General features: G+C 35.3%; 21 protein-coding genes and 1 riboswitch. Of the genes, 6 read left to right on the forward strand and 15 right to left on the reverse strand.

The window, feature by feature from the left end:
* The first annotated feature begins 7 nt into the window (after positions 1 to 7).
* Both ACQQ6V_RS11905 and pckA read left to right on the forward strand, forming a co-directional pair.
* On the forward strand, positions 8 to 928 hold the full coding sequence (locus ACQQ6V_RS11905) for a GYDIA family GHMP kinase (protein ID WP_448845744.1): 921 nt from the start codon (positions 8 to 10) through the stop codon (positions 926 to 928).
* A 103-nt stretch (positions 929 to 1,031) separates the two neighbouring features.
* Positions 1,032 to 2,627: a phosphoenolpyruvate carboxykinase (ATP) gene (gene pckA / locus ACQQ6V_RS11910; protein WP_448845745.1), complete on the forward strand. Its 1,596-nt coding sequence runs from the start codon at positions 1,032 to 1,034 to the stop codon at positions 2,625 to 2,627.
* 70 nt (positions 2,628 to 2,697) lie between these two features.
* On the opposite strand, the gene ACQQ6V_RS11915 is transcribed toward pckA, so the two are convergent.
* The 4 genes from ACQQ6V_RS11915 to ACQQ6V_RS11930 are packed head-to-tail and all read right to left on the reverse strand — an operon-like array spanning position 2,698 to position 5,359.
* Positions 2,698 to 3,201, reverse strand: a complete 504-nt coding sequence (locus ACQQ6V_RS11915) for an NUDIX hydrolase (protein ID WP_448845746.1) — start codon at positions 3,199 to 3,201, stop codon at positions 2,698 to 2,700.
* A gap of 3 nt (positions 3,202 to 3,204) precedes the next feature.
* Complete coding sequence (xerD, locus tag ACQQ6V_RS11920; protein ID WP_448845747.1) at positions 3,205 to 4,113, reverse strand: site-specific tyrosine recombinase XerD; 909 nt, start codon at positions 4,111 to 4,113, stop codon at positions 3,205 to 3,207.
* 38 nt (positions 4,114 to 4,151) lie between these two features.
* Positions 4,152 to 4,583 carry a deoxycytidylate deaminase gene (locus ACQQ6V_RS11925; RefSeq protein WP_448845748.1) on the reverse strand — a complete coding sequence of 144 codons (432 nt, stop codon included), beginning with the start codon at positions 4,581 to 4,583 and terminating at the stop codon, positions 4,152 to 4,154.
* An 11-nt stretch (positions 4,584 to 4,594) separates the two neighbouring features.
* Positions 4,595 to 5,359: an enoyl-CoA hydratase/isomerase family protein gene (locus ACQQ6V_RS11930; RefSeq protein ID WP_448845749.1), complete on the reverse strand. Its 765-nt coding sequence runs from the start codon at positions 5,357 to 5,359 to the stop codon at positions 4,595 to 4,597.
* A 577-nt stretch (positions 5,360 to 5,936) separates the two neighbouring features.
* Between ACQQ6V_RS11930 and eno the strand changes: the two genes are divergently transcribed.
* From eno to ctlX, 4 genes are all read left to right on the forward strand, one after another.
* A complete protein-coding gene (gene eno / locus ACQQ6V_RS11935) occupies positions 5,937 to 7,229 on the forward strand; it encodes a phosphopyruvate hydratase (protein WP_448845750.1) in 1,293 nt (430 codons plus the stop codon).
* Between the two features lie 84 nt (positions 7,230 to 7,313).
* On the forward strand, positions 7,314 to 8,603 hold the full coding sequence (locus ACQQ6V_RS11940; RefSeq protein WP_448845751.1) for a citrate synthase: 1,290 nt from the start codon (positions 7,314 to 7,316) through the stop codon (positions 8,601 to 8,603).
* A gap of 270 nt (positions 8,604 to 8,873) precedes the next feature.
* The gene (locus tag ACQQ6V_RS11945) at positions 8,874 to 9,788 is read left to right on the forward strand and encodes a dimethylarginine dimethylaminohydrolase family protein (protein ID WP_448845752.1); all 915 of its coding nucleotides are present in this window, start codon (positions 8,874 to 8,876) and stop codon (positions 9,786 to 9,788) included.
* A 32-nt stretch (positions 9,789 to 9,820) separates the two neighbouring features.
* Positions 9,821 to 10,747: a citrulline utilization hydrolase CtlX gene (gene ctlX, locus ACQQ6V_RS11950; protein WP_448845753.1), complete on the forward strand. Its 927-nt coding sequence runs from the start codon at positions 9,821 to 9,823 to the stop codon at positions 10,745 to 10,747.
* A gap of 98 nt (positions 10,748 to 10,845) precedes the next feature.
* Here the strand turns inward: ctlX and ACQQ6V_RS11955 are convergent, their stop codons facing one another.
* The 11 genes from ACQQ6V_RS11955 to ACQQ6V_RS12005 form a co-directional block, all read right to left on the reverse strand.
* On the reverse strand, positions 10,846 to 13,173 hold the full coding sequence (locus ACQQ6V_RS11955; protein WP_448845754.1) for a TonB-dependent receptor domain-containing protein: 2,328 nt from the start codon (positions 13,171 to 13,173) through the stop codon (positions 10,846 to 10,848).
* A 288-nt stretch (positions 13,174 to 13,461) separates the two neighbouring features.
* Positions 13,462 to 13,809, reverse strand: coding sequence for a DUF3817 domain-containing protein (locus ACQQ6V_RS11960; RefSeq protein WP_448845755.1), 348 nt, complete (start codon positions 13,807 to 13,809; stop codon positions 13,462 to 13,464).
* Positions 13,810 to 13,818: 9 nt separating this feature from the next.
* Positions 13,819 to 14,406, reverse strand: a complete 588-nt coding sequence (gene nadD, locus ACQQ6V_RS11965; RefSeq protein WP_448845756.1) for a nicotinate (nicotinamide) nucleotide adenylyltransferase — start codon at positions 14,404 to 14,406, stop codon at positions 13,819 to 13,821.
* A gap of 7 nt (positions 14,407 to 14,413) precedes the next feature.
* Positions 14,414 to 16,123 (reverse strand): single-stranded-DNA-specific exonuclease RecJ, encoded by a 1,710-nt coding sequence (recJ, locus tag ACQQ6V_RS11970; protein WP_448845757.1) that lies wholly within the window; start codon positions 16,121 to 16,123, stop codon positions 14,414 to 14,416.
* Positions 16,124 to 16,383: 260 nt separating this feature from the next.
* Positions 16,384 to 17,340: a methylenetetrahydrofolate reductase [NAD(P)H] gene (gene metF / locus ACQQ6V_RS11975; protein WP_448845758.1), complete on the reverse strand. Its 957-nt coding sequence runs from the start codon at positions 17,338 to 17,340 to the stop codon at positions 16,384 to 16,386.
* Between the two features lie 27 nt (positions 17,341 to 17,367).
* Positions 17,368 to 20,076, reverse strand: a complete 2,709-nt coding sequence (gene metH, locus ACQQ6V_RS11980; RefSeq protein ID WP_448845759.1) for a methionine synthase — start codon at positions 20,074 to 20,076, stop codon at positions 17,368 to 17,370.
* The gene (locus ACQQ6V_RS11985) at positions 20,066 to 20,431 is read right to left on the reverse strand and encodes a four helix bundle protein (RefSeq protein WP_448845760.1); all 366 of its coding nucleotides are present in this window, start codon (positions 20,429 to 20,431) and stop codon (positions 20,066 to 20,068) included. The genes metH and ACQQ6V_RS11985 overlap by 11 nt, the downstream gene beginning before the upstream one ends.
* Before the next feature lie 25 nt (positions 20,432 to 20,456).
* Entirely contained in the window at positions 20,457 to 21,467 is a 1,011-nt protein-coding gene (locus ACQQ6V_RS11990; protein ID WP_448846203.1) for a homocysteine S-methyltransferase family protein, read from the reverse strand.
* A gap of 277 nt (positions 21,468 to 21,744) precedes the next feature.
* Complete coding sequence (locus ACQQ6V_RS11995; RefSeq protein WP_448845761.1) at positions 21,745 to 22,944, reverse strand: O-succinylhomoserine sulfhydrylase; 1,200 nt, start codon at positions 22,942 to 22,944, stop codon at positions 21,745 to 21,747.
* 45 nt (positions 22,945 to 22,989) lie between these two features.
* Positions 22,990 to 24,528 carry an ACT domain-containing protein gene (locus ACQQ6V_RS12000; protein WP_448845762.1) on the reverse strand — a complete coding sequence of 513 codons (1,539 nt, stop codon included), beginning with the start codon at positions 24,526 to 24,528 and terminating at the stop codon, positions 22,990 to 22,992.
* 2 nt (positions 24,529 to 24,530) lie between these two features.
* Positions 24,531 to 25,469, reverse strand: a complete 939-nt coding sequence (locus tag ACQQ6V_RS12005; protein WP_448845763.1) for an alpha/beta fold hydrolase — start codon at positions 25,467 to 25,469, stop codon at positions 24,531 to 24,533.
* Between the two features lie 58 nt (positions 25,470 to 25,527).
* Positions 25,528 to 25,635, reverse strand: a riboswitch (SAM riboswitch).
* Between the last annotated feature and the right edge of the window lie 39 nt (positions 25,636 to 25,674).

The raw sequence follows: 25,674 nt of genomic DNA on the forward strand, positions 1-25,674 counted from the left end.
AAAATAAATGGGTAGGATATTTTCGCCAGGAAAATTATTGCTCACATCAGAATATGTCGTTTTAGACGGCGCTATAGCTCTTGCCGTACCTACAAAATGGGGGCAAGAGTTTTTTTTTGATGAAGACGATAATCAGCAATCACTAATTTTTTGGAAAGCCAAACATCAAGATCAACATTGGCTTGATATCACCATAGATTATAAAAATTGGATCGTTGTAGATACTAATCTGCCAGATGCTGCAGCTTTTATACTTAAGACCTTACAAAATATTCAAGAATTAGGTAGCGCTATATTTTCTGATAGCAAATCCTATTATCTTACAACCAACCTTCAGTTTCCTGCTGATTATGGTTTGGGAAGTAGTTCTACATTGATGACTAATCTCGCAGAGTGGAGTGGAGTGGATGCTTTTATGTTAAACGAGCTTTCTTTAGGCGGGAGTGGTTATGATATTGCAGTCGCAAAAGCGCAATCTGCCATACTTTTCTGGCGAGAAAATAATGATGTTAATTATGAAAAGGTCGATTTTAGTCCTGATTTTAGGAGAGATTTGATTTTCATACATCTCGGGAAAAAGCAGGATAGCAGGGAAGGAATAAGACTTTACCGTTCTAAAGAAAAATTATTATATTTAGTCCGAAGATTTTCAGAAATAACCCAATCGGTTTTACAAGTCAAAACTTTGGACGAGTTTTCGGCCTTAATGCAAGACCATGAAATACTTTTATCTGATTTCTTAGGATTACCAACCGCAAAGGAAAAATACTTCCAAGATTGCCCTACTTTTATCAAAAGTCTTGGCGCTTGGGGAGGTGACTTTGTAATGAGTTGTCGCTTTGAGAATTATGAAAAATATTTCATAGAAAAAGGTTATAAAAATGTCTTTTCTTGGGAAAATATGATTGACTCATCAGAAAAAACATGATTTTTTTCAGAACTGACTAATGTCATTGTCGCTTAACTAGTAGGTGTCGATTAGTTAATTAATTTTGTGAGCAAGTCAAATAAATATAAGTAATAAGTAAATCATGGAACACATCAAGCGCTACTTAGATCGTAACGGAATTACGACAAACGAAGAAATTTTGTACAACCCTTCTTATGAAAGAATTTTTCAAGAAGAAATGAGCCCTAACAATGAGGGATTCGCTAAAGGTAGCCTTACAACATTAGGAGCAGTATCGGTAAAAACAGGGATTTTTACAGGGCGTTCTCCTAAGGACAGATTTATTGTTAAAGATGCTACATCAGAAGATACAATCTGGTGGGATGGTAATATTAACCGTCCAACAACAACAGAAGTTTTTGATAACCTTTTAGGATTGGTAACTAAGGATATGTCTAATCAGAAATTGTATGTTGTTGATACATTTTGTGGGACTAATCCAGACACGAGACTTAAGGTTAGATTTGTAACCAAAGTGGCTTGGCAGGCGCATTTCGTAATGAATATGTTTATTCGTCCGTCTCACTATGAGTTGTCTAATTATGGAGAACCAGATTTCTTGGTAATTAATTCTGCCGAGACAGTTAATCCTAATTGGAAAGAACAAGGACTTAATTCAGAAGTTTTTGTGATGTTTGATCTAACTAAAAAGATGCAGATCATTGGCGGAACTTGGTATGGTGGAGAGATGAAGAAAGGTATGTTCTCGATGATGAATTATTATCTTCCACTAAAAGGGATGGCATCTATGCACTGTTCTGCTAACGTAGGAGAAGAAGGTGATGTTGCTGTATTCTTCGGATTGTCAGGGACTGGTAAAACAACACTTTCTGCAGATCCGAAACGTTATCTTATCGGAGATGATGAGCACGGTTGGGATAATAATGGTGTCTTTAATTACGAAGGCGGATGTTATGCTAAAGTCATTGATTTATCAGAAGAGAAAGAACCAGACATTTACGCAGCAATCAAGAGAGATGCTTTATTAGAGAATGTTGTGGTAGGTGATGATGGTGTTGTGGACTTTGCTGATGGATCTATCACAGAAAATACAAGAGTTTCTTATCCAATTTATCATATTAACAAAATTGTTTTACCATCTAAAGCGGGTCATGCTAAAAAGATTATTTATCTTTCTGCTGATGCTTTTGGAGTTTTGCCTCCGGTTTCAATTCTAACAGATGACCAAGCACAATATCATTTCCTTTGTGGTTATACATCAAAGCTAGCAGGGACTGAGCGTGGTATTACAGAGCCTACGCCATCTTTTTCTCCTGCATTTGGAGAAGCTTTCTTATCATTACATCCAACGAAATATTCTCATACTTTGATTGGAAAAATGAAAGAACATGGTGCTAAAGCTTATCTTGTAAATACTGGGTGGAATGGTACTGGCAAAAGAATTTCTCTTAAAGATACAAGAGCAATTATTGATGCAATCTTAGATGGTTCTATTGATAAAGCCGAAACTCAAATAGTTCCTGTAATGAATCTAGAGTTTCCAACTGCTTTGCCTAAGGTATCAGAAGGGATTTTGGATCCGAGAGATACTTATGCTAATGTAAGCGAATGGGAAACTAAAGCGAAAGATCTAGCAGTGAAATATATCGCTAATTTTGAACAATATACAGATAATGATGCCGCTAAAGCTCTTGTAGCTAGTGGTCCTCAACTGTAAGTTGTTATTATAAAATATAAAAAGCCTCATAATTTAATTTATGAGGCTTTTGTTTTTATAGAAATTGATCTTAATAATTTTTGAAAAATTGTTTTTGAGAGTCAAAGGCTATATCATCAATATTGATATCTTCTTTTTTTACCCATACATAATCCGAAACTTCGGAAAGCTCTAATGTTACTTCAAATTTTTCATCTACTTCATATTCATAAAATAAATCTAAAGTATTATAATTAATGTCTTTATATAGATATGTGTTAGGTAGGCTTGTTTTATATTCTAACAAACTAGGATTGATGTCAATATCTAATTCTTCTTTTAGCTCTCGTCTACATGTTTCTTCAGCACTTTCTCTTGGGTCTACAAAACCACCACTTAAGTCTAATTTACCTTTCTTGGGTTCTTGGTTACGTCTGGTTAGTAAGACTTCGTCTTTATATCTAATGATTACTGCAACAGCACCTGCGCAATTATGATACATTACATGGTCACAATCGTTACAGGACCATTTTTTTTCGCCATCCCAGATTAAGCTTTGATGACCGCATTTTGGACAAAAAGAAAGGTGTTTCATTAGTTAAAAAATACTATTTCTTGGGTGATAATTGAGAATTACATCTCTTAATTCTTCTGTTTTCAGGTGTGTGTATATTTCTGTTGTTGTAATGCTACTGTGACCTAACATCTCCTGAATATAGCGTAAGTCTGCACCATTTTGTAATAAGTGCGTCGCAAAAGAATGTCTGAAGGTGTGCGGAGAAATGTTTTTGTTTATCCCTGCTTTTTCTGTTAATTCTTTAATGATAATAAATACGATTACTCTAGACATGCTAGCACCTCTGCTGTTTAAAAATACTGTGTCTTCGTGCTTTTTATTAATTTTAACTTTATTTCTTACATTGGTGATGTAGTCCTTAAGGATGTCACAAGTATAGTTGGCTAAAGGAACAATACGCATTTTATCACCTTTTCCTTGTACTTTTAGGTAGTTTTCTTTGAAATTGATATTGGATATTTTCAATTCAATTAACTCTGAAACTCTCAGTCCACATGCGTATAATACTTCTAGAATACATCTGTTTCTTTTTCCAAGATCGTTGCTAAGATCTATGCAGTTGATGATTTTTTCTATATCATCCATACTCAAAGTATCAGGTAGATAAAGTCCTAGTTTTGGTCCTTCTAAGAGTGTAGCAGGATTGTCTGTTCTTATCTCATCTTCTACTAGATATTTGAAAAAAGCTTTTATAGAAGAAATCCAACGCGCTTGTGAGCGTTCGCTAATTTTCTTTTTTGATAATTGATAGACAAATTCTTGTAAGTTTTCGAAGCTAATATTATCGGGTGTTACTCCTTCTAATTCTACTTTCGAGAACTCATGAAGTTTCTTAATGTCTCTGACGTAAGCGTCGAGTGTGTTGTCGGAGAAGTTTCTCTCAAATTTTAAGTAATTAGAGAATTCTAAAATTTTTTCATCCCAGTTCATTGTTGTGTGTGTTTTTGTGTTTATATTATGTCGTTACTTTAATCATCGTAAAGTTCTTTTTCGTTTATTCTAAGAAGTTCTATATTGGCTTCTTGTAAAAATGCTAACCCAGAATTGTCAGAATACTCGTTAATATATACAACTCGCTTTATGCCAGATTGTAAGACTAACTTGCTGCATTCTTTGCAAGGAGACATTGTAAGGTATAGCGTAGCGCCTTGTGCAGACTGTGTGCTTCCTGCAATCTTTAGTATTGCATTAGCTTCAGCATGCAAAACATACCATTTTGTTTTGCCATCGCTATCTTCGCATTGATTTTCAAAACCAGAAGGTGTACCATTGTATCCGTCAGAGATGATCATTCTATCCTTTACGATTAGTGCGCCAACCTTTTTTCTTTTGCAATAAGAGAGGCTTCCCCATTCTAATGCCATCTTGAGATAGGCAATGTCAAATTTATTATGCTTCAATTTTTTTATTTTTAAAATTGAGGTTTTCTTTTTTCTATAAATGCATTAACGCCTTCTTGCTTATCTGCGAGGCCAAATAGCTCTGAAAAATGTTGTATTTCTTCTTCAAAACCATTGTTGTTTTTAATGTTAATGACTTTAATGGCTCTTTCTATTGCCATTGGAGAATTTTTTGCAATTTGGTTTGCTAATTCTTCAGTTTTTGGCAGAAGCTCTTGTAATGAAAAAACTTCATTAACTAGTCCTATTTCTTTTGCTTTTTCTGCAGATATCATTTTTGCGGAAAATATCATTTCATTTGCAATACCTTTTCCTACAAGTTGTGGTAGTCGTTGGGTACCTCCATAGCCGGGTATTAACCCAAGAGTTACTTCTGGTAGCCCTAGTTTTGCGTTGTTAGATGCGTATCTAATGTGACATGCCATGGCTAGTTCTAATCCTCCACCTAAAGCAAATCCATTGATGGCTGCTATTACTGGCTTGTTAAAATTTTCGATGTAATCGAATACTTCTTTTTGACCAGTTTGCGATAGTAATTTAGCCGCATTTACGTCACTATCTATAAATTCTTTGATATCAGCTCCGGCAACAAAAGATTTTTCTCCTGATCCAGTGATGATAATCGCTTTTACTTTTTTATTTTCTTTTAACTGGTTTAAGGCTAAATGTATTTCTTTTAACGTAAGAGCATTAAGAGCATTGAGACTTTGTGGTCTATTTATAGTTAGAATAGATATGTTTTCTTTTTCTTCTATTAAAATGTTTTTGTAGTCCATAATGTCTTATAAATAATTTATTAGTTTTCTTTAGTGCAAAATAAGAATTTTAACTTATTAATAAAAGTTAAATTGAATTTTTTTTATTTTTTTTGAGTTAAATTTTATTTTTTAAAATCGCAACATATTTGTATTGTTCGTTTGTTATTATTTGTTATAGGTTGATTTAGGTGGTATTATTTTATGCATAATATATTATTTTTGATTATTTTTTTATTTTTATGCTTTATTTTTAATTTCGTTATTTTTTTAATTATGCTTTTTAAATGGTGTTTTTTGCGATTTTATATTAAAAATTTTAACTTTAATATTTTTTATTTCGTGATTAGTTGACAAGAATAATGCCAATTATTACACTTTGTGTTAAAAATAAATAGAATTATTTCTCCCAAATATTAGAGTTAGGCCCTTCATTTTGTGTAATTAGTATTAATTAAGCATTTGATTGTTCATATTATATTATGGTAATGGACTAATATTTATATAAGAATATATCTTAAGATGTAGTCAATTTCTATTAAAATCATTAAATTTGCGTAGTTTAAATAGTAAACTTGAAAATCTTAAAATATAATTTATGAGTTACATTTCTTTTATCGACGCGAGACAAATTTTGGATTCTAGAGGCAATCCTACAATCGAAGTTGATGTTTTTACAGAAAATGGTGCTATGGGACGTGCAGCAGTTCCTTCTGGAGCATCTACAGGTGAGCACGAGGCAGTAGAATTGCGTGACGGTGGTACAGATTATCTAGGTAAAGGTGTTTTAAAAGCGATCGAAAATGTAAAAGAAGTGATTGCTCCAGAATTAATAGGACTTCCTGTTTTCGAACAAAACCTATTAGATCAGATTATGATTGATCTTGATGGGACGCCTAATAAAGGTAACCTAGGTGCTAATGCTATATTGGGTGTTTCTCTTGCAGCAGCAAAAGCCGCAGCAGCAGAGCTTAAAATGCCTTTGTATAAATATATTGGAGGAGTTAATGCTAATACGCTTCCTGTACCAATGATGAATGTTATTAACGGAGGTTCTCACTCAGATGCTCCTATTGCTTTCCAAGAGTTTATGGTTATGCCAGTTAAGGCAGATTCTTTTTCTCATGCTTTAAGAAAAGGAACGGAGATTTTCCATAGCCTAAAAGCTATTCTTCACTCTAGAGGATTATCTACAGCTGTAGGTGATGAGGGTGGTTTTGCACCAACTTTTGCTGGTACAGAAGACGCATTAGATACTTTATTACAAGCTATCGAAAAAGCAGGTTATACACCAGGTGATGATGTTATGATTGCTTTGGATTGTGCAGCATCAGAGTTCTATAAGGATGGAGTTTATGATTATAGAAAATTTGAAACACCAGAATCTGCTCAATTTAGCAGAGAAGAACAAGTTAATTATTTAGCAGAATTAGCAGCAAAATACCCAATTATCTCTATCGAAGACGGTATGCACGAAGATGACTGGGAAGGTTGGAAAATGTTAACAGATAAGATTGGAGATAGAGTACAATTAGTTGGTGATGATTTATTTGTAACCAATGTAGAAAGATTGTCTAGAGGTATTAAGGAAGAGACAGCTAACTCTATCTTAGTAAAAGTTAATCAGATTGGTACATTGTCAGAAACTATGGCAGCTGTACAGATGGCACAGAATAACAGATATACTTCTGTAATGTCACACAGATCTGGAGAGACTGAAGATTCTACTATTGCAGATCTTGCTGTAGCTATGAATTGTGGACAGATCAAAACTGGTTCTGCATCACGTTCTGATAGAATGGCAAAATACAATCAGCTTTTAAGAATTGAAGAAGCTTTAGGAGAAACAGCAATTTTCCCAGGTTTGGATGCTTTTAAAATTAAGAGATAGTATACAAAATTTAACAAACTTTAAAGAGCTAGTACTGTTACAGTCAGCTCTTTTTATGTATATTTAACCAAAATTTATTTAATAATGTCAGACAATAAAGTTATATTGAATTACGACGGTAAAGCGTTCGAATATCCTATCGTAGATAGCACTATAGGTGATAGAGGGATAGATATTTCTAAGCTTAGAGATCAGACAGGTCTTATTACCCTTGACTTAGGTTACAAAAATACTGGTGCAACAATCAGTGATATTACTTACTTGGATGGAGATCAAGGAGAGTTGTTCTATAGAGGTTATCCTATCGAGCAAATCGCTGAGAAATCTAATTTCACTGAGGTAATGTATCTTTTGTTGCATGGAGAATTACCTACGCAAGATCAATTCACTGGTTTTGATCAAAATATCAAAAAATATAATTTCATCGCAGACGAGATGAAGAAGATCATCGATGTTTTCCCTCGTTCTGCCCATCCAATGGGTGTTTTGTCATCTTTAACTTCAGCTTTAACAGCTTTTAACCCTAAGGCGGTTAATGTTAATTCTAAAGAAGAGATGGATCATGCAGCAGAGTTAATGATTGCTAAGTTCTCTCATCTTTGTGCTTGGACATACAGAAAGACTCAAGGTTTACCAATTAACCACGGTGATAACAGCCTTAATTATGTAGAGAACTTCTACAAAATGGCATTTAGACTTCCAAATCAAGAATTTGAAATGGATAAAGTTGTTGTTGATGCTTTGGATAAACTATTAATTCTACACGCAGATCATGAGCAAAACTGTTCTACATCAACTGTAAGAATGGTAGGTTCTGCACATACTGGATTATTCGCGTCTGTTTCTGCTGGTGTATCTGCACTTTGGGGTCCACTTCACGGTGGTGCTAACCAAGCGGTTATCGAGATGTTAGAATTGATCGAAAAAGATGGTGGTGATGTTAACAAGTGGGTAGAGAAAGCGAAGAGTAAAGAAGATTCATTTAGATTAATGGGCTTTGGACACAGAGTTTATAAAAACTTTGACCCAAGAGCTAAGATCATCAAGAAGGCTGCAGACGATATTCTTAACTCATTAGGTATCCAAGACAAAGCTCTAGATATCGCAATGCAATTAGAAAAAGTAGCTCTAGAGGATGATTACTTCGTAGAAAGAAAGCTTTATCCTAACGTAGATTTCTATTCAGGAATTATCTACAGAGCATTAGGCATCCCAACAGAAATGTTTACAGTAATGTTTGCATTAGGTAGATTACCAGGTTGGATTGCTCAATGGAAAGAAATGAGATTGAAAGGAGACCCAATCGGTCGTCCAAGACAAGTATATCAAGGTGCAGCATTAAGAGATTATGTTGCGATGAATGATAGAAAATAATTAAGTATTTTCAAAAATATCTAAGAGCTTCCAATTATTGGGAGCTCTTTTTTTAGGTCTTTTGTAAGTTTTTAGATTTTATTTATTAGAAATATTTTTTTAATTTTAAATAATTCATCCGTTAAAATGAAGTTTTAAGGATGATTTTTTGGTTTAAAACTATTAGTTGGATATTTTTTGCGATTGTATAGTTTAGCTTAGATTTAATTGCTTATTGTCGATAATTTTATAAAATAGACTTTTGTTATATTTGTTTTATTCAGAAATTTTATGAATCTAAATATAAAAAACGAAACAGGAAAGCTTCAATCAGTTGTCCTTGGTCAACCTAACTCTTTAGGTACAATCCCAACTCTCGAAGAAAGTTATGACGCCAAATCCTATCATACAATTCAGCATAATATCTATCCACAGGAGAAAGATGTTGTGATGGAAATGACAGAGTTCGAAAAAGTTCTTAAAAAACACAATGTAGAAGTCCTTAGACCAGAGATTATAGAAGATTATAATCAGGTATTTTCTAGAGATGTTGCCTTTGTGATTGATGATAAAATGGTTATTTCTAACATTATCGAAGATCGTGCAGATGAGCAAGATGCTTACCGTAAAATTTTTGAACAAGTTGGTTGGCGCAATATTATTAATCTTCCAGAAACTGCACACATAGAAGGCGGAGACGTTATTGTTTGGGATGATTTCTTATTTATCGGGACATGTTATAGCCAAGATTATAGAAACTTTAAAACTGCCAGAACCAACGAATATGCCATAGAAATTCTTAAAGAATATTTCCCAAAAAAAAGGATTCTTGATTTCGAATTAAAGAAAAATGATAAAGAACCTTATCAAGGTGTTTTGCATCTCGATTGTACCTTTAATCCAGTCGGAAAAGACAAATGTATTATTTACAAAAATGGTTTTGTGGACGAAAGTGATTACCATTTAATTCTAGATATTTTTGGGCAAGAAAACTGTTTTGAAGTTAATGATCAAGAGATGTTTGAGATGTTTCCTAATATTTTCTCAATTTCACCAGAAGTTGTGGTTTCAGACAAAGCTTTTACAAGGATGAACAATCATCTCAGAGAAGAGTGGGGCATTACTGTAGAAGAAATCCCTTACCGCGAAATTTCCAAAATGGGAGGTTTATTACGATGTTCTACAATGCCATTGGTAAGAGGATAATTTTAGCTTTATTTATTTAAAATTCAAAGAAAATGCAGACAACAGATACCGTATTAATGATAGAGCCGATTGCTTTCGGTTATAATGCAGAAACTGCCGAAAATAATTATTTCCAAGTTGAACAAAAAGCTGCGGGAATTCAAGAAAAAGCTTTAGAAGAATTCAATAGTTTTGTGGAGAAACTAAGAAGCAAATCAATTAATGTTATCACGGTTAAAGATACCTTAGAGCCACATACTCCAGATTCTATTTTTCCTAATAATTGGGTGAGTTTTTCTGAGGATGGCAAAGTTGTGCTTTATCCAATGTTTGCGAAAAACCGCCGTGTAGAAAGACGATTGGATATTATCGAAGATCTAAAGTCTAAAGGTTTCTTAGTATCCGAAATTGATGATTGGAGCGACAGCGAAAATAACAATCACTTTCTAGAAGGTACAGGAAGTATGATTTTCGATCATGATAAGAAGTTGGCTTACGGTTCGGTATCGCTACGTCTTGATGAAGCTTTGTTCCGTGATTTTTGTGCTAAATACAATTATACGCCAATTGTTTTTCATTCTTACCAATCGGTTGGTGTAGAGAGATTGCCGATCTATCATACTAATGTGATGATGTGTGTGGCGGATCAGTTTGTCGTAATCTGTCTTGATTGTATTGATGACGATCTGGAAAGAAGCAAAGTTATCGAAACGATTAAAAATTCTGGAAAAGAAATCATAGAAATCTCAGAAGAGCAGATGCAACAATTTGCAGGTAATATGTTGCAAGTTAAGAATAATGCGGGTGATAGATTTTTGGTAATGAGCCAGACGGCTTATCAATCTTTAAATGAAAGTCAGATTTCTAACATCCAAAAACACTGCGAAATTATATATTCGGATCTTAATACCATCGAAGTTAACGGTGGTGGTAGTGCACGATGTATGTTGGCTGAGGTATTCTTGCCAAAGGTTAAATAATTTCTACTTTAATATATAAAAAACTAAACTCCAACCCGAAAAAGGTTGGAGTTTTTGTTATTGAAAAATGAAATGAAAATTTAACTATATAATATGTTTTATCTTGTTCTGTTCTTGATATCCTTGTCGGCGCTGTCTATGTTTCTTACTTTTTTAACTTTTTGATTCCCGAAGTTATACACAATACTTGCTGTAACTCCTCTACGGAATTGGTCATTCTGAACAATGTTATAGCTTCCGTTGTCTTGGTAATCTTCGATTTTTATAACATTAGTACGAAGTACATCGCTCACATTAACGGCAAATGTCCAATTGTTCCAGATTTTTTTGATGCTAAGATCTAAGCTGGATAAGCTTTTTAACATTCCTAATTCAATCTGTTGTTTGTCAACATAGAAGAAATTAACGCCAGCAAACCAAGTTTTAGCTTTATCTAATCTAATGGTATTATTGGTCTGAATTATCATACTGCTGGAGTTTCTGTTATTGATATAAGTATCGAAAACTTCTCCCGTTGTAGGATCTGTGTTAAGAGAACCTTTATTACGATTATGTTGTACACCAATGTTAAAGTTGGTCGTTAGATATTGATTAAAAAATGATTTCTGCATCCCAAGCATTGCTGACATTTCTTGCTTATCTCCGAAGTTAGTTCTTACATAAGCCAGCTTTCTTACATTATCTATAATTGGGCTTCCGTCTGGCGCTAATACTGGCTGTCCATTGCTATCTACTCTTGGTAGACCTACTGTTTTCTGCAAAGGAATTTGAGTTATGACTCCTTTGAAATAAGAGTGATTAAGAACTAAGAAATAAGAGTTTTTGAACATATACGTCAACTCTTGATTATACGTAGATGCCGATTTTACAAAAGGATTATTCTGTGTATAATTAGTCGCTGTCAAGATATTTCTTACAGGATTAAGCTCCCAAAAACTCGGCCTTCTCATTCTGCTAGAGAATGCGTAAGAGATGTTATTTTTATCATTAATGGCATAATTAAGGCTCAAGTAAGGCAGGAAGTTGTTGTAATTTTGTTCTACTCTTGCCATATCTTGTCTATCCTTTGGTGGATTGTCTGAGGTGCCGACACTATTGGTGATTTCGTAGCGAGAGCCTATTTTTCCTGAGAATTTATCGGATAATTTTTTCTCTAAAGTCAAATAAACACCGTAGATATTTTCGTCATAAATAAAATGATTGGGCGCAGATAATTTTATTGTTTTATCTAACACACCAGCGTCTGTATAAGAGTAACGATATGTATCATTTTGTGTATCGTTATCCGTTTTAGTTTTATTATAATTACCACCGATAGAGACTGTGAAATCATTTTTGAATTTCTTGATATAATCTACCATTCCAGAAAAATTCTGAATTTTCTGAGGAATATCTTGTGATATTTTCTGCATGATATTACCATCATTCCCGTAAGCATCCGAGATCACAGTATTATTATCTGAGTTTTGGAAACGTTTGTAAGTCAAGTATGACGCGTTAAGATTAAGTTTGCTTCCTAGACTGTCAGTTTTTAGTTCATAATTTAAGTTGAATGAATTGTTATATGATCTTGCATTTTCTACATTTTTAGACCTGTTATAACTCTCATTCCAGATGTTATTCTCGGTAAGATTTCTTACGGTGTTAAAAAGATTAACTCTAGAATCATAGCTTTTATTAGCCCAAGTATTCCAGGTTAATGCGAGGTTACTTTTCTCCGTTAATTGATAATCTATGTTGAGGTATCCACCTAAGTTTTTGTTAGGGTCATCTATTCTACCAACAGATTGGTTAGTAGATTGAGCATTACCATTCTTTAGAATATATTCTTGTGCTTCAATATTCTCGCTACCGCTAAGGTTGGCGCTGATACCCAATTTATCTTTTCTGTAATTAAGTGATAGACTTGTAGAAGATCCATTATATTTATTCTGAGCATTAGACATCCTAAGATTTCCGTTAAGTCCATCTGTCATCTTTTTCTTAAGGACGATGTTGATAATTCCGTCAGAAGATTCTACCTGATATTCACTGCCAGGCATTGTGATAACTTCAATTTTTTGAATATTTTCTGCAGGAGTATTTTTCAAAAACTGTACTAATGATTCTGCATCCATATTAGATTTGCGACCATTAATGTAGATTAAGGCATTGTTTTTACCAGCAATTTTTAAGTTTTTATCATCAGTTGTCGAGATGAGTGGCGTCTGTTTTAGAATGTCAAAAGTTGTATTTCCTTTTGCCACTGGTGATGCTGCTACATCGTAAACAAAACGGTCACTTTGTTTTTTGAAGACTTGTTTTGTAATGCTTACGCCTTCAATCTCCTTTGTTTTTTCAGTTTTTATGGTGTCAACAGGTTTTTGTTGTTGTGCAACAGCAAGTCCGCTGAAGAATATAGTGGCAATTAATATAGATGTTTTCATAATTATTATTTTAAGTGGTGTGTTTAGTTTGATATTTTCTATTGCAAAGATATATATTAAAAATGGTATCATGCAATACAAAGTACTATAAATGTTTTTATTTTTAATTTAACTATCTGATTTGCAGTGCTGAAATTTTAATTTGGTTTTTATTTAAATTTTCAGATCTCATAGAATTAGACAACATAAGAGGTGATTTTGTTACAACAGAATTAAAAAAAAATAAATCTATCCAAATAATTGAATAGATTTAACGGTATATTTTATCGTAAAATGTTAGTCGATTAATTAATCTTGTCCGCGGTCTTTTTTTGCTAATTTTTTTTCTACCCAGATGGTCGCAAATGGGAAAAATGCTGATCCCAAGGCAAAAACAAAATCTTCGTCATCCCAATTAAAAATCTTTTTTGCAGGGATACAAAGTAAAAGATATAAGGTGAAAAATAATCCATGGATATTACCAATCAAAATAATGAAGATTGTTGGGAGTAATCCATCTTCATCATAGCGTCTCCAGATCATGGCAACGCCGTACAGTAAAAAACAGGAGATGGCTTCTGCAACACAAACTTGCTTAAACCATTTGATAATTTTTTCTTCGGAGTATTTTGAGAAATACTGTTCTATAAAATTCATTGTAAAAATTTATTTATAAAAACTACTACCATCCAAATAATCAAAAACTTCGGGTGGTAACATAGGTCTTACATTTTTATTATCTTTAATCATTTGCCTAATTTCCGTTGCAGATAATTCTATAATAGGCGCAGTGATTAAGGTAATGTTATCATTGTCTATATTGTATTTAGCATCTTTTTTCTTTTCTTCAAAAACTCTTGGATATACTATGATCTGATGATTTTTCACTAATAAATCTGCATTTTTCCATTTATGAAGTCCAGCCAAATTATCTTCTCCCATAATCAAACTAAATTGAGAATCAGGAAATTTCTCATGAAGATAAGTGAGTGTATCTATTGTATAACTGGGTTTTGGCAACCCAAATTCTACATCAGAAACACGCATTCTTGGATAATTTTTTATAGATAGATTAACCATATCCAACCGATTATGATCATTAAGTAAGCTTTTTTTGTCCTTAAAAGGATTTTGTGGACTTACAACAAACCATAACTCATCCATATCAGATTTTTCTAAGATATAATTAGCCAAAATGAGATGTCCAATATGAATTGGATTAAAAGAGCCGAAAAATAAACCTATTTTTTTCATATATTATTTAATCGTGAAAAATAACATCTCTAATATTTAGAAAATAGCTAACATTTCCTTTCCAGTGATTTTCTTCTACGGTAAAAGCCAGATCAAATGTTTTTGTACGGAATTTATCCGCATGTTCTCCTAGCTTAAAACCAATACACTCTATATTTCTATTGGTGCTTGGTTGATGGATATAAAACTTAAGGTGATTACCATCTTTACCCATCAATCTTACATAACCAGATACATTAAGGTTTTTTAAGACCAAAGTTGGCTTCATATTTCTTGGCCCGAAAGGCGCCAGTTTTCTATGAAAGTTATAAAACTCTCTGCTAAGATCATCAATATTTATTTCGCTGTCAATATAGATAGTAGGTTCTTTCTGATGCTCTTTAATATTATCTTTTACAAAGTTTTCGAACTTAATTTTAAAAGCGTCAAAGTGCTTTTTTTCCATTGATAAACCAGCTGCAGCTTGATGTCCACCAAATTTTAAAAATAAATCTGAGCAGTAATCTAATGCTTCATGAATATCAAAATCCGAAACGGATCGCGCAGATGCAACCATTTCGCCATTGTTTCCTTCTGTGAAAACTAAAGTTGGTTTAAAATGAGATTCTATCAATCTAGAGGCAACAATACCAATCACGCCTTTGTTCCAAGAAGGATCATAGACAATGGTAGAGTAGGTGCTCTCAGAAGCTTCTAGCATCTGGCTTGTAGCAGACTGAGTGATATTGTGATCCATCTCGCGACGTTCATCATTAAGATGGATAATATCTCCTACAATCTGTTGTGCTTGCTTCAGATTATCAGAAATCATAAGTTCTACTGCGGCTTTTGCATGAGAAATCCTACCAGCAGCATTTATTTTAGGCGCAATATCGAAAACGATATTAGAGATTTCGAAAGTGGCTAATTTCTCCTCCGGAATTAATAATCGCAAACCGAACTTTCTCGTTTTACGTAAAAATTTAAGACCTTGCTTGGCAAAAACGCGGTTTTCACCAGTCATTGCAACAATATCAGAGGCAATACTAATCGCCAAAAGATCTGTTAGCTCAAACAGTTCACTCTCAGGTATTTTATAAATGGTGTTAAGACCTTGGCAAAGCTTAAAGCCCACGCCACAGCCACTTAACTCTTTATAAGGATATCTGCAATCTTTACGTTTTGGATCTAATACAGCTACAGCTTTGGGGATTTCGTCTCCTGGTAAATGGTGATCGCAGATAATAAAATCTACGCCCAAAGAGTTGGCATAATCTATTTTGTCAATAGACTTTATACCACAGTCCAAAGCGATGATAACGGAGAAGTTATTTTCTTTGGCAAAATCTATTCCTTCGTCAGAAATGCCATAACCTTCTACATTGCGATCTGGGATATAAAAATCCAAATATTTTTTATCAACAATCTTACTCAGATAGAGATACATTAGAGCAACAGATGTAGTGCCGTCTACGTCATAATCGCCGTAGACAAGGATTTTTTCTCCATTTTCTATTGCTGTTGCAATACGTTCTACCGCATTTTGCATATCAGCCATCAGAAAAGGATTATGGATATCGTTACCGTTAGGTTTAAAGAATTCTCGAGCACTTTGATAATTATCAATGCCCCGTAAGACAAGAAGTTTGGATTCTAAAGTACCATATCCTATTGAGGAAATGAGACCATCTACAATTTCTTCATCGGGTTCGGGTTTAAAAATCCATTTTTGACTCATAGTTACAAATTTAGTCAAAAATTTGCTCTTATAAAAGTTAAAGGTTTTACAAATCTTAGGGCAATTCCCTCGCCGCCACTTATAAAATATCGGTTAACTTTCCCAGCGCTCGGGTCGGGCTATTCGCTATATCTTAGTGGTGGCACTCGGACGATTCCGCTACGCTCCATCGCCTCATGCTACCACTAAGGATGCCGCTGCTATCCCTATTGCGAGGATGGTTACAGGTTATTATAGAAAATATTAGAAGAAAGGTATTATCAATAAATACCTTCTACAATACGCTTAGTAATATCACTATTGCCCATGGTGTAATAATGCAAAACAGGGACGCCAAATTCCTTAAGCTCCTTACTTTGTTGGATGCACCATTCAATTCCTATTTCTTTTACTGTTTTGTTATCTTTACTTTTGGCTACTTCAATCACCAGCTCATTCGGGATATCCACTTTAAAACGATGCGGAATCATGCTTAATTGATTTTTGGTTACCAATGGTTTCAATCCAGGAATGATAGGCACGGTAATATCTTCTTGTCTGCATTTTTCTACAAAATCAAAATATTTTTGATTATCAAAAAACATTTGAGTGACAATATAATCTGCACCAGCATCTACTTTTTTCTTTAGGTAATTAATATCTTGCGAGAAACTTGCTGCTTCCATATGTTTCTCTGGATAGCCAGCGACTCCAACACAAAAAGTCGTAGGACAAGAGTTTTCTAACGATTCATCTAGATAGTTAGAAGAGTTCATTGCTTGGATTTGCTTAACCAAGTCACTTGCATTAGCATGACCATTTTTTTCTGGTTTAAAATATATTTCAGACTTTACAGCATCACCTCGCAAAGCCACTACATTATTGATCCCTAAAAAATCAAGGTCAATTAAAAAATTCTCGGTGTCTTCTTTCGTAAATCCACCACATAAGATATGCGGGACAGCATCTACTTTGTATTTATTTTGAATAGCCGCACAGATACCAACCGTCCCTGGACGCTTTCTAACGACACGTTTTTCTAAAAGACCATCTTTACGTTCTATATATTCATATTCTTCACGATGGTAGGTTACGTCTATAAAAGCAGGATCAAATTCCATTAATGGATCTATAGAATCAAAGATAGATTGTATGTTTTGCCCTTTTAGAGGTGGCAATATTTCGAAGGAAAACAAAGGCTTTCCGTTGGCATTATTTATATGTTCTGTTACTTTCATTTGAGTATTATTTTTAGGTATAAGTTTTTAATCAGCTAAGTTTGGTGCAAGCCATTTTCTGGCGTAATCTAAGTCTATACTTTTCCTTTCAGCAAAGTCTTTCAATTGGTCTTCATCAATTTTTCCAACACCGAAATATTTTGACTTTTCATTCCCGAAATAATAGCCAGAAACTGCTGCTGCTGGCCACATCGCTAGACTTTCCGTCAGTGTAACACCAATTTTATCTTCCACTTTAAGCAAATCCCAGATCGTCAATTTATCCAAATGGTCGGGACAAGCCGGATAACCTGGTGCTGGACGAATTCCCAAATATTTTTCCTTAATCAAATCATCATTGGTCAAAGTTTCGTTTTCGGAATAACCCCAATATTCGGTTCTCACTTTTTTGTGAAGATATTCGGCAAACGCTTCTGCAAAACGGTCTGCCAAAGCTTTGACCATAATGGCGTTGTAATCATCCATTTTATCTTCGTATTCTTTCGCCAAGTCATCAGCGCCAAAACCTGTACAAACACAGAAAACACCGATATAATCTTGCTTCTCGGAATTTTCCGGAGCAATAAAATCTGACAAAGCCAAATATTCTTTACCTTCCGATTTTTTATGTTGCTGGCGCAAAGTTCTGAAAGTGGATATCACATTTTGATGTTCATCATAAACTAAAATATCATCGCGTTCCGTAGCATTTGCAGGGAAAATTCCGAAAATACCTTTTGCTTTGAAGCTTTTTTCTTGAAGGATTTTCTTAAGCATTGCTTTGGCTTCATTAAATAAAATAGTCGCTTGCTCGCCCACCACATTGTCCGTCAGAATATCAGGAAATTTCCCAAACAACTGCCAGCTTCTGAAAAACGGCGACCAGTCGATAAATTCCACCAAATCCACCAAATCCTGGTCTTCAATTATAGTTATTCCAAGTTTATTTGGCTTATGAATATTTTCATTTTCCCAATCGATTTTAAATTTTTGCTTTCTGGCTTCCTCGATTGTTACGTATTCTTTATCAACTTGTCTGTTCAGGAATTTCTCACGGAATTCATCGTAATCTTTTTTCAGTTCCAAAGAATAAACGCTGGATTTATCTTTATTTAAAAGTGAACTTACTACGCCCACAGCTCGCGAAGCATCGTTCACATGAACAACGGTATTGGTATATTTGGGTGCAATTTTTACCGCTGTATGCGCCTTGGAAGTGGTCGCACCGCCAATCAGCAAAGGGAAATCAAGATTCCGTCTTTCCAATTCTGAGGCCAGATGAACCATTTCGTCCAGACTTGGGGTAATCAATCCGCTCAAACCAATGATGTCTACTTTTTCGTCAATTGCCGTTTGAATAATTTTATCTGCCGGAACCATCACGCCAAGATCTACAATTTCGTAATTGTTGCATCCCAAAACAACGCTCACAATATTTTTCCCAATATCGTGAACGTCGCCCTTTACCGTGGCCATCAGTATTTTGCCATTCGCTTTTTGCGTTTGGTCTTTCTCTGCTTCTATAAATGGCTGGAGATAAGCCACGGCTTTTTTCATCACACGGGCCGATTTTACAACCTGCGGTAAGAACATCTTTCCACTCCCGAAAAGGTCGCCTACAACGCCCATTCCGGTCATCAGATTAACCTCGATAACGTGTAGCGGTTTTTCAGCTTGCAATCTTGCTTCCTCCGTATCTTCTTCGATAAATCGGTCAAGTCCTTTAACCAAAGAATGCGTAATTCTGTCTTGCAAAGGCATCTCGCGCCAAGCCAAATCTTCTACCTTTTCTTTTTTGGTCGATTTGACCCTTTCAGAATAATCCAATAGTTTTTCTGTGGCATCGTCTTTTCTGTCGAGCATCACATCCTCTACCAACTCCAAAAGTTCTTTAGGAATCTCATCATAAACTTCCAACATTGTCGGGTTTACGATTCCCATATTCATCCCGGCTTTTATCGCGTGGTAAAGGAAAACGGAATGCATCGCTTCACGGACAGAATCATTTCCTCGGAAAGAAAAAGAAACATTGGAAACGCCGCCACTTACCGATGCATAAGGAAGATTAGTGCGCACCCAGCGTGTCGCCTCGATAAAGTCGATGGCATTTCTGCGGTGTTCTTCCATGCCCGTTGCAACAGGAAAAATATTCAAATCGAAAATAATATCTTCTGCCGGAAAATTGAGTTGATTGACCAAAATATCATAAGAACGTTTGGTAATTTCCAGCCTTCTTTCAAAATTATCAGCTTGCCCAACTTCGTCAAAGGCCATTACAATCACCGCTGCACCATAGCGTTTGATAGCTTTTGCGTGGTGAATAAATTCTTCTTCGCCTTCTTTTAAGCTGATGGAATTCACAACCGCCTTTCCCTGAACAACCTGTAAACCAGCTTCGAGAATTTCCCATTTTGAAGAATCAATCATAATTGGAATTCTAGAAATATCCGGTTCCGAAGCAATTAGGTTAAGGAATTTTATCATTGATGCTTTTCCGTCAATCAATCCGTCATCAAAATTGACATCCAGGATTTGTGCGCCACCATCTACCTGATGACGGGCAATATCTAGTGCTTCGGAGAATTTTTCTTCTTTAATTAACCGAAGAAATTTTTTGGAACCTGCCACATTGGTTCTTTCCCCAACATTGATAAAGTTGGATTCTGGCGTTATAATCAAAGGTTCTAGACCTGATAACTTTAAGGGTTTGGTTTTTGGTTTTTGGTTTTTGGTTGTCGGATTTATCTTAATTTCCATTGTTTAAGTTTTTATAATAATTGATAAATCCATTCAATAATTTTTTGCAAATTAAAACTTGATTTGCCATTTCGTTAAATTCAATTTCTTTAATATAATTTTGGTCTAAAGAAATATATAATTGAGTTTCTAATTCAAATAAAGAGCCTTTTGCAATATGCAAAAACTGTAAGGTATCTTTTGATGTTCTTCTTCCACAACCTTCTGCAATATTAGAAGGGATTGAGACCGCACTTCTTCTTATTTGATTTGTAAGTCCGAAAAGTTCTTCTTTTGGAAATGATTTAGTTTTTCCATAAACCATATTTGTTAATTTTCTTGCTTCGTTCCAGACTTCCAGATTTGTGTATTCCATAAAATAAATTTAAATCCGACAACCATCAACTGACAACCGAAAACTTTCTTGGTTCATACTGACTCGCCAAGTCGGCAATCGCTTTGATATGCTCCGGAGTTGTGCCGCAACAACCGCCGATAATATTGATGAGTTGTTTTTCCAGATATTCTTGCACTTGCTCAGCCATTTGGCTTGCTGTTTCATCGTATTGTCCGAAGGCGTTTGGTAAGCCAGCATTTGGATAAGCTGAAATACCGAATTCTGACTGAGAAGAAATCGCTTCCAGATAAGGTGTGAGTTGTTTTGCACCCAAAGCACAGTTGAATCCTACGCTCAATAAGTTAAGGTGAGAAACAGAAATAAGGAAAGCTTCGGCGGTTTGTCCGCTCAAAGTTCTGCCAGAAGCATCGGTAATGGTTCCGGAAACTATAATTGGGATTTCGATTTTTCTTTCTTCCTGAATTTGGTCTATGGCAAAAAGTGCTGCTTTTGCATTTAAAGTGTCGAAGATGGTTTCTACCAAAAGAATGTCAGAACCGCCATCCAATAAAGCCTCTGCCTGTTGTTTGTACGCAATTCTGAGTTCGTCGAAAGTGATGGCTCTGTAACCTGGGTCGTTCACATCTGGGCTCAAACTTGCTGTTCTGTTGGTTGGTCCGATGGAACCGGCAACAAATCTTGGTTTGTTGGGATTTTGAGCTGTAAATTCATCGCAGACTTTGCGTGCGATTTTGGCTGATTCGTAGTTGAGTTCGTAAACCAAATCTTCCATATAATAATCGGCCATCGCAATCGTGGTTCCGGAAAATGTATTGGTTTCCAGAATGTCTGCGCCAGCTTCCAGATATTTTCTGTGGACTTCGGCAATAGCTTCCGGCTGTGTCAAAGAAAGCAAGTCGTTGTTTCCTTTCAATGGATGTTCCCAATCTTTGAAGCGCTCGCCACGGAAATCTTCTTCCTCGAATTTGTAGCGTTGAAGCATGGTTCCCATGGCGCCGTCCAAAATCAGGATGCGTTCGGAAATGGCTTTGTATAATTGTTCTGAATTTTTCATTTTTTCATTTTTTTTTGCTGAATCCGTTAGAATGATTTCCAAGGCTAGCATATTGTTCGTTCCTACGGAACTCATTTTTGGCCGTCAATTGAAAGGCTAAACTTCAACATAGCCCCGATAGGAGCGGCATCCTTTTTTGCTTTTTTGGATTCTTCGACAAGCTTAGAATGACAAATGTTGTAAAAGCAAAAAAGATACAGCGGACAGCGGGTTGGAATCGTGATTCGAAGCTGAAAATTTGTTGCTCCAAATTTCTTCGATTCGGCCCAGGATGACATTAATCCAAAGCCTGTTTCAAATCGTTGATAATATCATCAATATTTTCCAATCCAACGGAGCAACGCACCAATCCAGCGGTAATTCCGACCTCATTTCGTTCTTCGTCAGAAAGCTTGGAATGTGTTGTGGAAGCGGGATGCGTAACAATCGTTCTCGTGTCGCCAAGGTTTGCGGAAAGGGAACACATCTTGATTCGATTGAGGAAATTACGACCACCTTCGATGCCATTTTTGACTTCGAAAGCGACGATATTTCCGCCTAGTTTCATTTGTTTTTTTGCGATTTCGTAGCTTGGATGCGATTTCAGGAACGGATATTTTACCAAATCTACATTCGGATGATTTTCCAGAAATTCTGCAACTTTTTGTGCATTTTCGCAATGTTTCTCTACGCGAATCGCCAATGTTTCCAAACTTTTACTCAAAACCCAAGCGTTAAAAGGCGACATCGCTGGACCTGTGTTTCTGGCAAAAAGGTAAATCTCACGAATCAAATCTGCTTTCCCAACGGCCACGCCGCCTAGAACACGCCCTTGACCGTCAATCAATTTCGTTGCGGAATGTACGACAATATCTGCGCCATATTTAATCGGTTGCTGAAGATAAGGCGTTGCAAAACAGTTGTCTACAATGAATATAAGATTGTGCTTTTTGGCAATCTGACCAAAAAATTCTAAATCTAAAATCTCGATTGCAGGATTGGTTGGCGTTTCCAAGTACAAAATTTTTGTATTTGGCTTGATGTAATTTTCAATATTTTCAGCGTCTTCTGCTTTGAAATATGTTGTTTCGATATTCCATTTTGGGAAATATTTGGTGAACAAGGTGTGCGTGGAACCGAAAACCGACTGGCAGCTCACAATGTGGTCGCCAGCATCCAGCAAAGTGGCAAATGTGGAATAAATTGCCGCCATTCCCGTTGCAAACGCATAGCCAGATTCTGCACCTTCCATTTTCACGATTTTATCTACAAATTCTGTGACGTTGGGATTGCTAAAACGGCTGTAAAGATTCTTGTCTTTTTCCTCCGCAAAGCTGGCGCGCATGTCTTCCGCATCCTCAAAAACGAAGCTCGAAGTGAGATATAAAGGCGTAGAATGTTCGTCAAACTGAGTTCTTTCGGTTTGAGTTCTTATGGCTGAGGTTTCGAAATTGGTTGATGGTAGATGGTTGTCTGTTGTTAGATTATCTAGGCTCATATTTATAATTTTTGTGGTGAATCTTAAGTCTTATCTTTTGATTCTTTATTTTGTTTCGCTCAGTCTTAATATATCGCCGAAAACGCCTCTGGCAGTTACTTTGGCTCCTGCTCCTGCGCCCATAATGACAATTGGATTTTCACCATAACTTTCGGTGTAGATTTCAAAAATAGAATCGGAGCCTTTCAATTGTCCAAGTGCGGAGTTGGCCGGTACAGAAATTAGCTTGACATCCAATTGTCCTTTTTCTGTCTGAAGATTTCCGTGCAAATCGCCTACGTAGCGCAAGACGTGATCTGGCTTCTGATTTTCTTTGATTTTTTGATATTCAAAATCCAAATCTTCCAAACGGGAAATGAATTCGTTTTTGTCGATGTCTAAAAGGTTTTCCGGCACCAGATTCTGAATGTTGATGTCCTGAAACTCATTAATCAAATCTAATTCTCTTGCTAAAATCAACAGTTTTCTTGCGACGTCATTTCCTGATAAGTCCTCGCGCGGGTCTGGCTCTGTAAAACCTTTTTCCATTGCCTCGCGGATGATGACAGAAAACTTGTCATTTCTAAGAGAAAAATTATTGAAAACGTAGCTCAACGTTCCCGAAAAAACACCTTTAATTCTTGTGATATTTTCGCCAGAAAGATGGAGGAGTTTTATGGTGTCAATTAATGGTAAACCTGCACCAACATTGGTTTCGTACAGATATTTCTTTTTATTTTTTTCTAATAATTTTCTAAAATTGCGGTATTCTGAAATCGGCAAAGTGTTGTAAATTTTGTTAGAACCCACGATGTCAAAACCATTTTCTACAAAAGTGGGATAGTGCTTCACAAAATCTTTGCTCGCCGTATTATCTATCATAATTAGATTTTCTAAACTATATTCTTTAGCAAAAGAGATGATTGCTTGGATGTCGCTTGCTGTCTGCGAATAGTTGATTTTCTGTCTCCAATCACTTTTGAAACCAGCTTGGTTGAAAGCCATTTTTTTTGAATTAGAAATCGCGAATATTTTCAAGTCAATTCTTTTTCTGTGGCGTATGTCATCAACAGAATCTAGAATTTGTTCTACCAAAGTGCCGCCAACATTGCCATGACCAATCAAAGCGAGATGAACGGTTTTTGGCTTGCCGTATATTTCTGTTTCGATGATATTTTTGGTAATTTCTGTTTGATTATCAGTTACCACAATGTTGACTCTTCCGGCAGAAGCAATTTGGTTTAATAAAAGTGGGAAAATCTTGTTGCGTTGAAGTTCTGATAGTATTTTACTGTAATTATCAGAAACAAAACCAATTACAGCTAAGTTATTAATACTGTAAATATTGCTGACAGTGGCATTTTGTTTTTCGGTTTTAAATTCTTCCGTAAGTACTTTTACAGCCTTTTCTGCATCTTTCTCATCTACTAAAACAGAAACACCATTTTCTATAGCTTGTTGTGAGATAACGCCAACACTAATGTTAGCATTGTTGAGGGCTTGGAAAATACGTGAGTCTACACCAATATGACCAAGAAAGTCTTTTCCTTCGAAGTTTATAAGTGCTTTTTTTCTGTATAGATTGATTGTCGTTTGTGTTGCCATTATTAAAATATTTTACTTAAAATAGTATTGAGTTGTTCGTATTCCATTAGAAAAGCATCGTGTCCATGAATTGACTGGATCTCATCATAAAATATGTTTTTCTTATGCTCTTTTAATGTTGTAAATGTTTGCTTTATCTCTGAAGCAGGAAAAAATAAATCTGAATTAATCGCGATTAAATTTATATCGGCTTGGATTTCCTTTAATTCATTTTTGTTGGAGTTAATTGTCATCAAAAGATGATTCATTAATTGATATGCCTTTAAACTAAATCTCTCGTTAAGAGCTTCTCCATGATAGGTTAGCCAATCTTCTGATTCTCTTTTGCCTTGTTGTGTTTCGAAATTATTTTTAAATCTTTCATTAAGTGATTCGGGAGTACGGTAGCATAACATGGCGTGGATTCTGGCTTTTTGAAGTGGTTTTTCTTTTGAATCTAAAAGATATTTCTGTACCATACATTGTGCGTGAAGCCAATCATGAGTTTTATAGTCGCATGCAATAGGAATAAATTGTGCTGCTAGATTCTTTTGTTTAACGAGCATTTCCCAGCCAATTGCTCCGCCAAGAGAGCCTCCAATAATGCTGTGTAATTGTGTTATGTTGAGATGTTCTAAACCTAATAAAAAGATGTTGGCGATATCAGATGTTGTAAAATCATCATAGTCGTCAATAAGAAATCCGTCGTAACCGTTGCCAGGAATATTAAAACATAGGATTGTATAGGTATTGGTGTCTATTGTTTTGTTAGTGCCAATTAGACTCTTCCACCAACCTTTTTCACCTGTGACAAGTGAGTTGCCAGTTAACGCATGATTAACTAATATAATAGGAGCAGAAAACAATTTTTCTCCAAAAAGCTGATAGCTTAATGGTATGTTGTAAGTTTTACCAGAATTGGTAATGTACGGTAATGTAATATTTAAAAGTTCTTTTTTCAATTTTATGTATTTTATAAAATTGAAAATGCCAAAGAATAGGCTGAAAAAAAAAGTTCAGTAGTTATCTCTCCAAAAAATTAATTGGTAGAACGTAGCACCTTCTTTGCATAACAAAGGGTTGCTAAGGTTTCATAGGGTCTAATCCCTCCGCCTTTCTTGATAACATTTTCAATATGTAAATGAACGTAGGTGCAAATATAGAGTA

This window comes from Chryseobacterium electrogenes, assembly GCF_053553015.1.

Coding starts and splice junctions, on each gene's coding strand:
- ACQQ6V_RS11905 (WP_448845744.1), top strand. CDS start 8: ATGGGTAGGATATTTTCGCCAGGAAAATTATTGCTCACATCAGAATAT.
- pckA (WP_448845745.1), top strand. CDS start 1,032: ATGGAACACATCAAGCGCTACTTAGATCGTAACGGAATTACGACAAAC.
- ACQQ6V_RS11915 (WP_448845746.1), bottom strand. CDS start 3,201: ATGAAACACCTTTCTTTTTGTCCAAAATGCGGTCATCAAAGCTTAATC.
- xerD (WP_448845747.1), bottom strand. CDS start 4,113: ATGAACTGGGATGAAAAAATTTTAGAATTCTCTAATTACTTAAAATTT.
- ACQQ6V_RS11930 (WP_448845749.1), bottom strand. CDS start 5,359: ATGGACTACAAAAACATTTTAATAGAAGAAAAAGAAAACATATCTATT.
- eno (WP_448845750.1), top strand. CDS start 5,937: ATGAGTTACATTTCTTTTATCGACGCGAGACAAATTTTGGATTCTAGA.
- ACQQ6V_RS11940 (WP_448845751.1), top strand. CDS start 7,314: ATGTCAGACAATAAAGTTATATTGAATTACGACGGTAAAGCGTTCGAA.
- ACQQ6V_RS11945 (WP_448845752.1), top strand. CDS start 8,874: ATGAATCTAAATATAAAAAACGAAACAGGAAAGCTTCAATCAGTTGTC.
- ctlX (WP_448845753.1), top strand. CDS start 9,821: ATGCAGACAACAGATACCGTATTAATGATAGAGCCGATTGCTTTCGGT.
- ACQQ6V_RS11955 (WP_448845754.1), bottom strand. CDS start 13,173: ATGAAAACATCTATATTAATTGCCACTATATTCTTCAGCGGACTTGCT.
- ACQQ6V_RS11960 (WP_448845755.1), bottom strand. CDS start 13,809: ATGAATTTTATAGAACAGTATTTCTCAAAATACTCCGAAGAAAAAATT.
- nadD (WP_448845756.1), bottom strand. CDS start 14,406: ATGAAAAAAATAGGTTTATTTTTCGGCTCTTTTAATCCAATTCATATT.
- recJ (WP_448845757.1), bottom strand. CDS start 16,123: ATGAGTCAAAAATGGATTTTTAAACCCGAACCCGATGAAGAAATTGTA.
- metF (WP_448845758.1), bottom strand. CDS start 17,340: ATGAAAGTAACAGAACATATAAATAATGCCAACGGAAAGCCTTTGTTT.
- metH (WP_448845759.1), bottom strand. CDS start 20,076: ATGGAAATTAAGATAAATCCGACAACCAAAAACCAAAAACCAAAAACC.
- ACQQ6V_RS11985 (WP_448845760.1), bottom strand. CDS start 20,431: ATGGAATACACAAATCTGGAAGTCTGGAACGAAGCAAGAAAATTAACA.
- ACQQ6V_RS11990 (WP_448846203.1), bottom strand. CDS start 21,467: ATGAAAAATTCAGAACAATTATACAAAGCCATTTCCGAACGCATCCTG.
- ACQQ6V_RS11995 (WP_448845761.1), bottom strand. CDS start 22,944: ATGAGCCTAGATAATCTAACAACAGACAACCATCTACCATCAACCAAT.
- ACQQ6V_RS12000 (WP_448845762.1), bottom strand. CDS start 24,528: ATGGCAACACAAACGACAATCAATCTATACAGAAAAAAAGCACTTATA.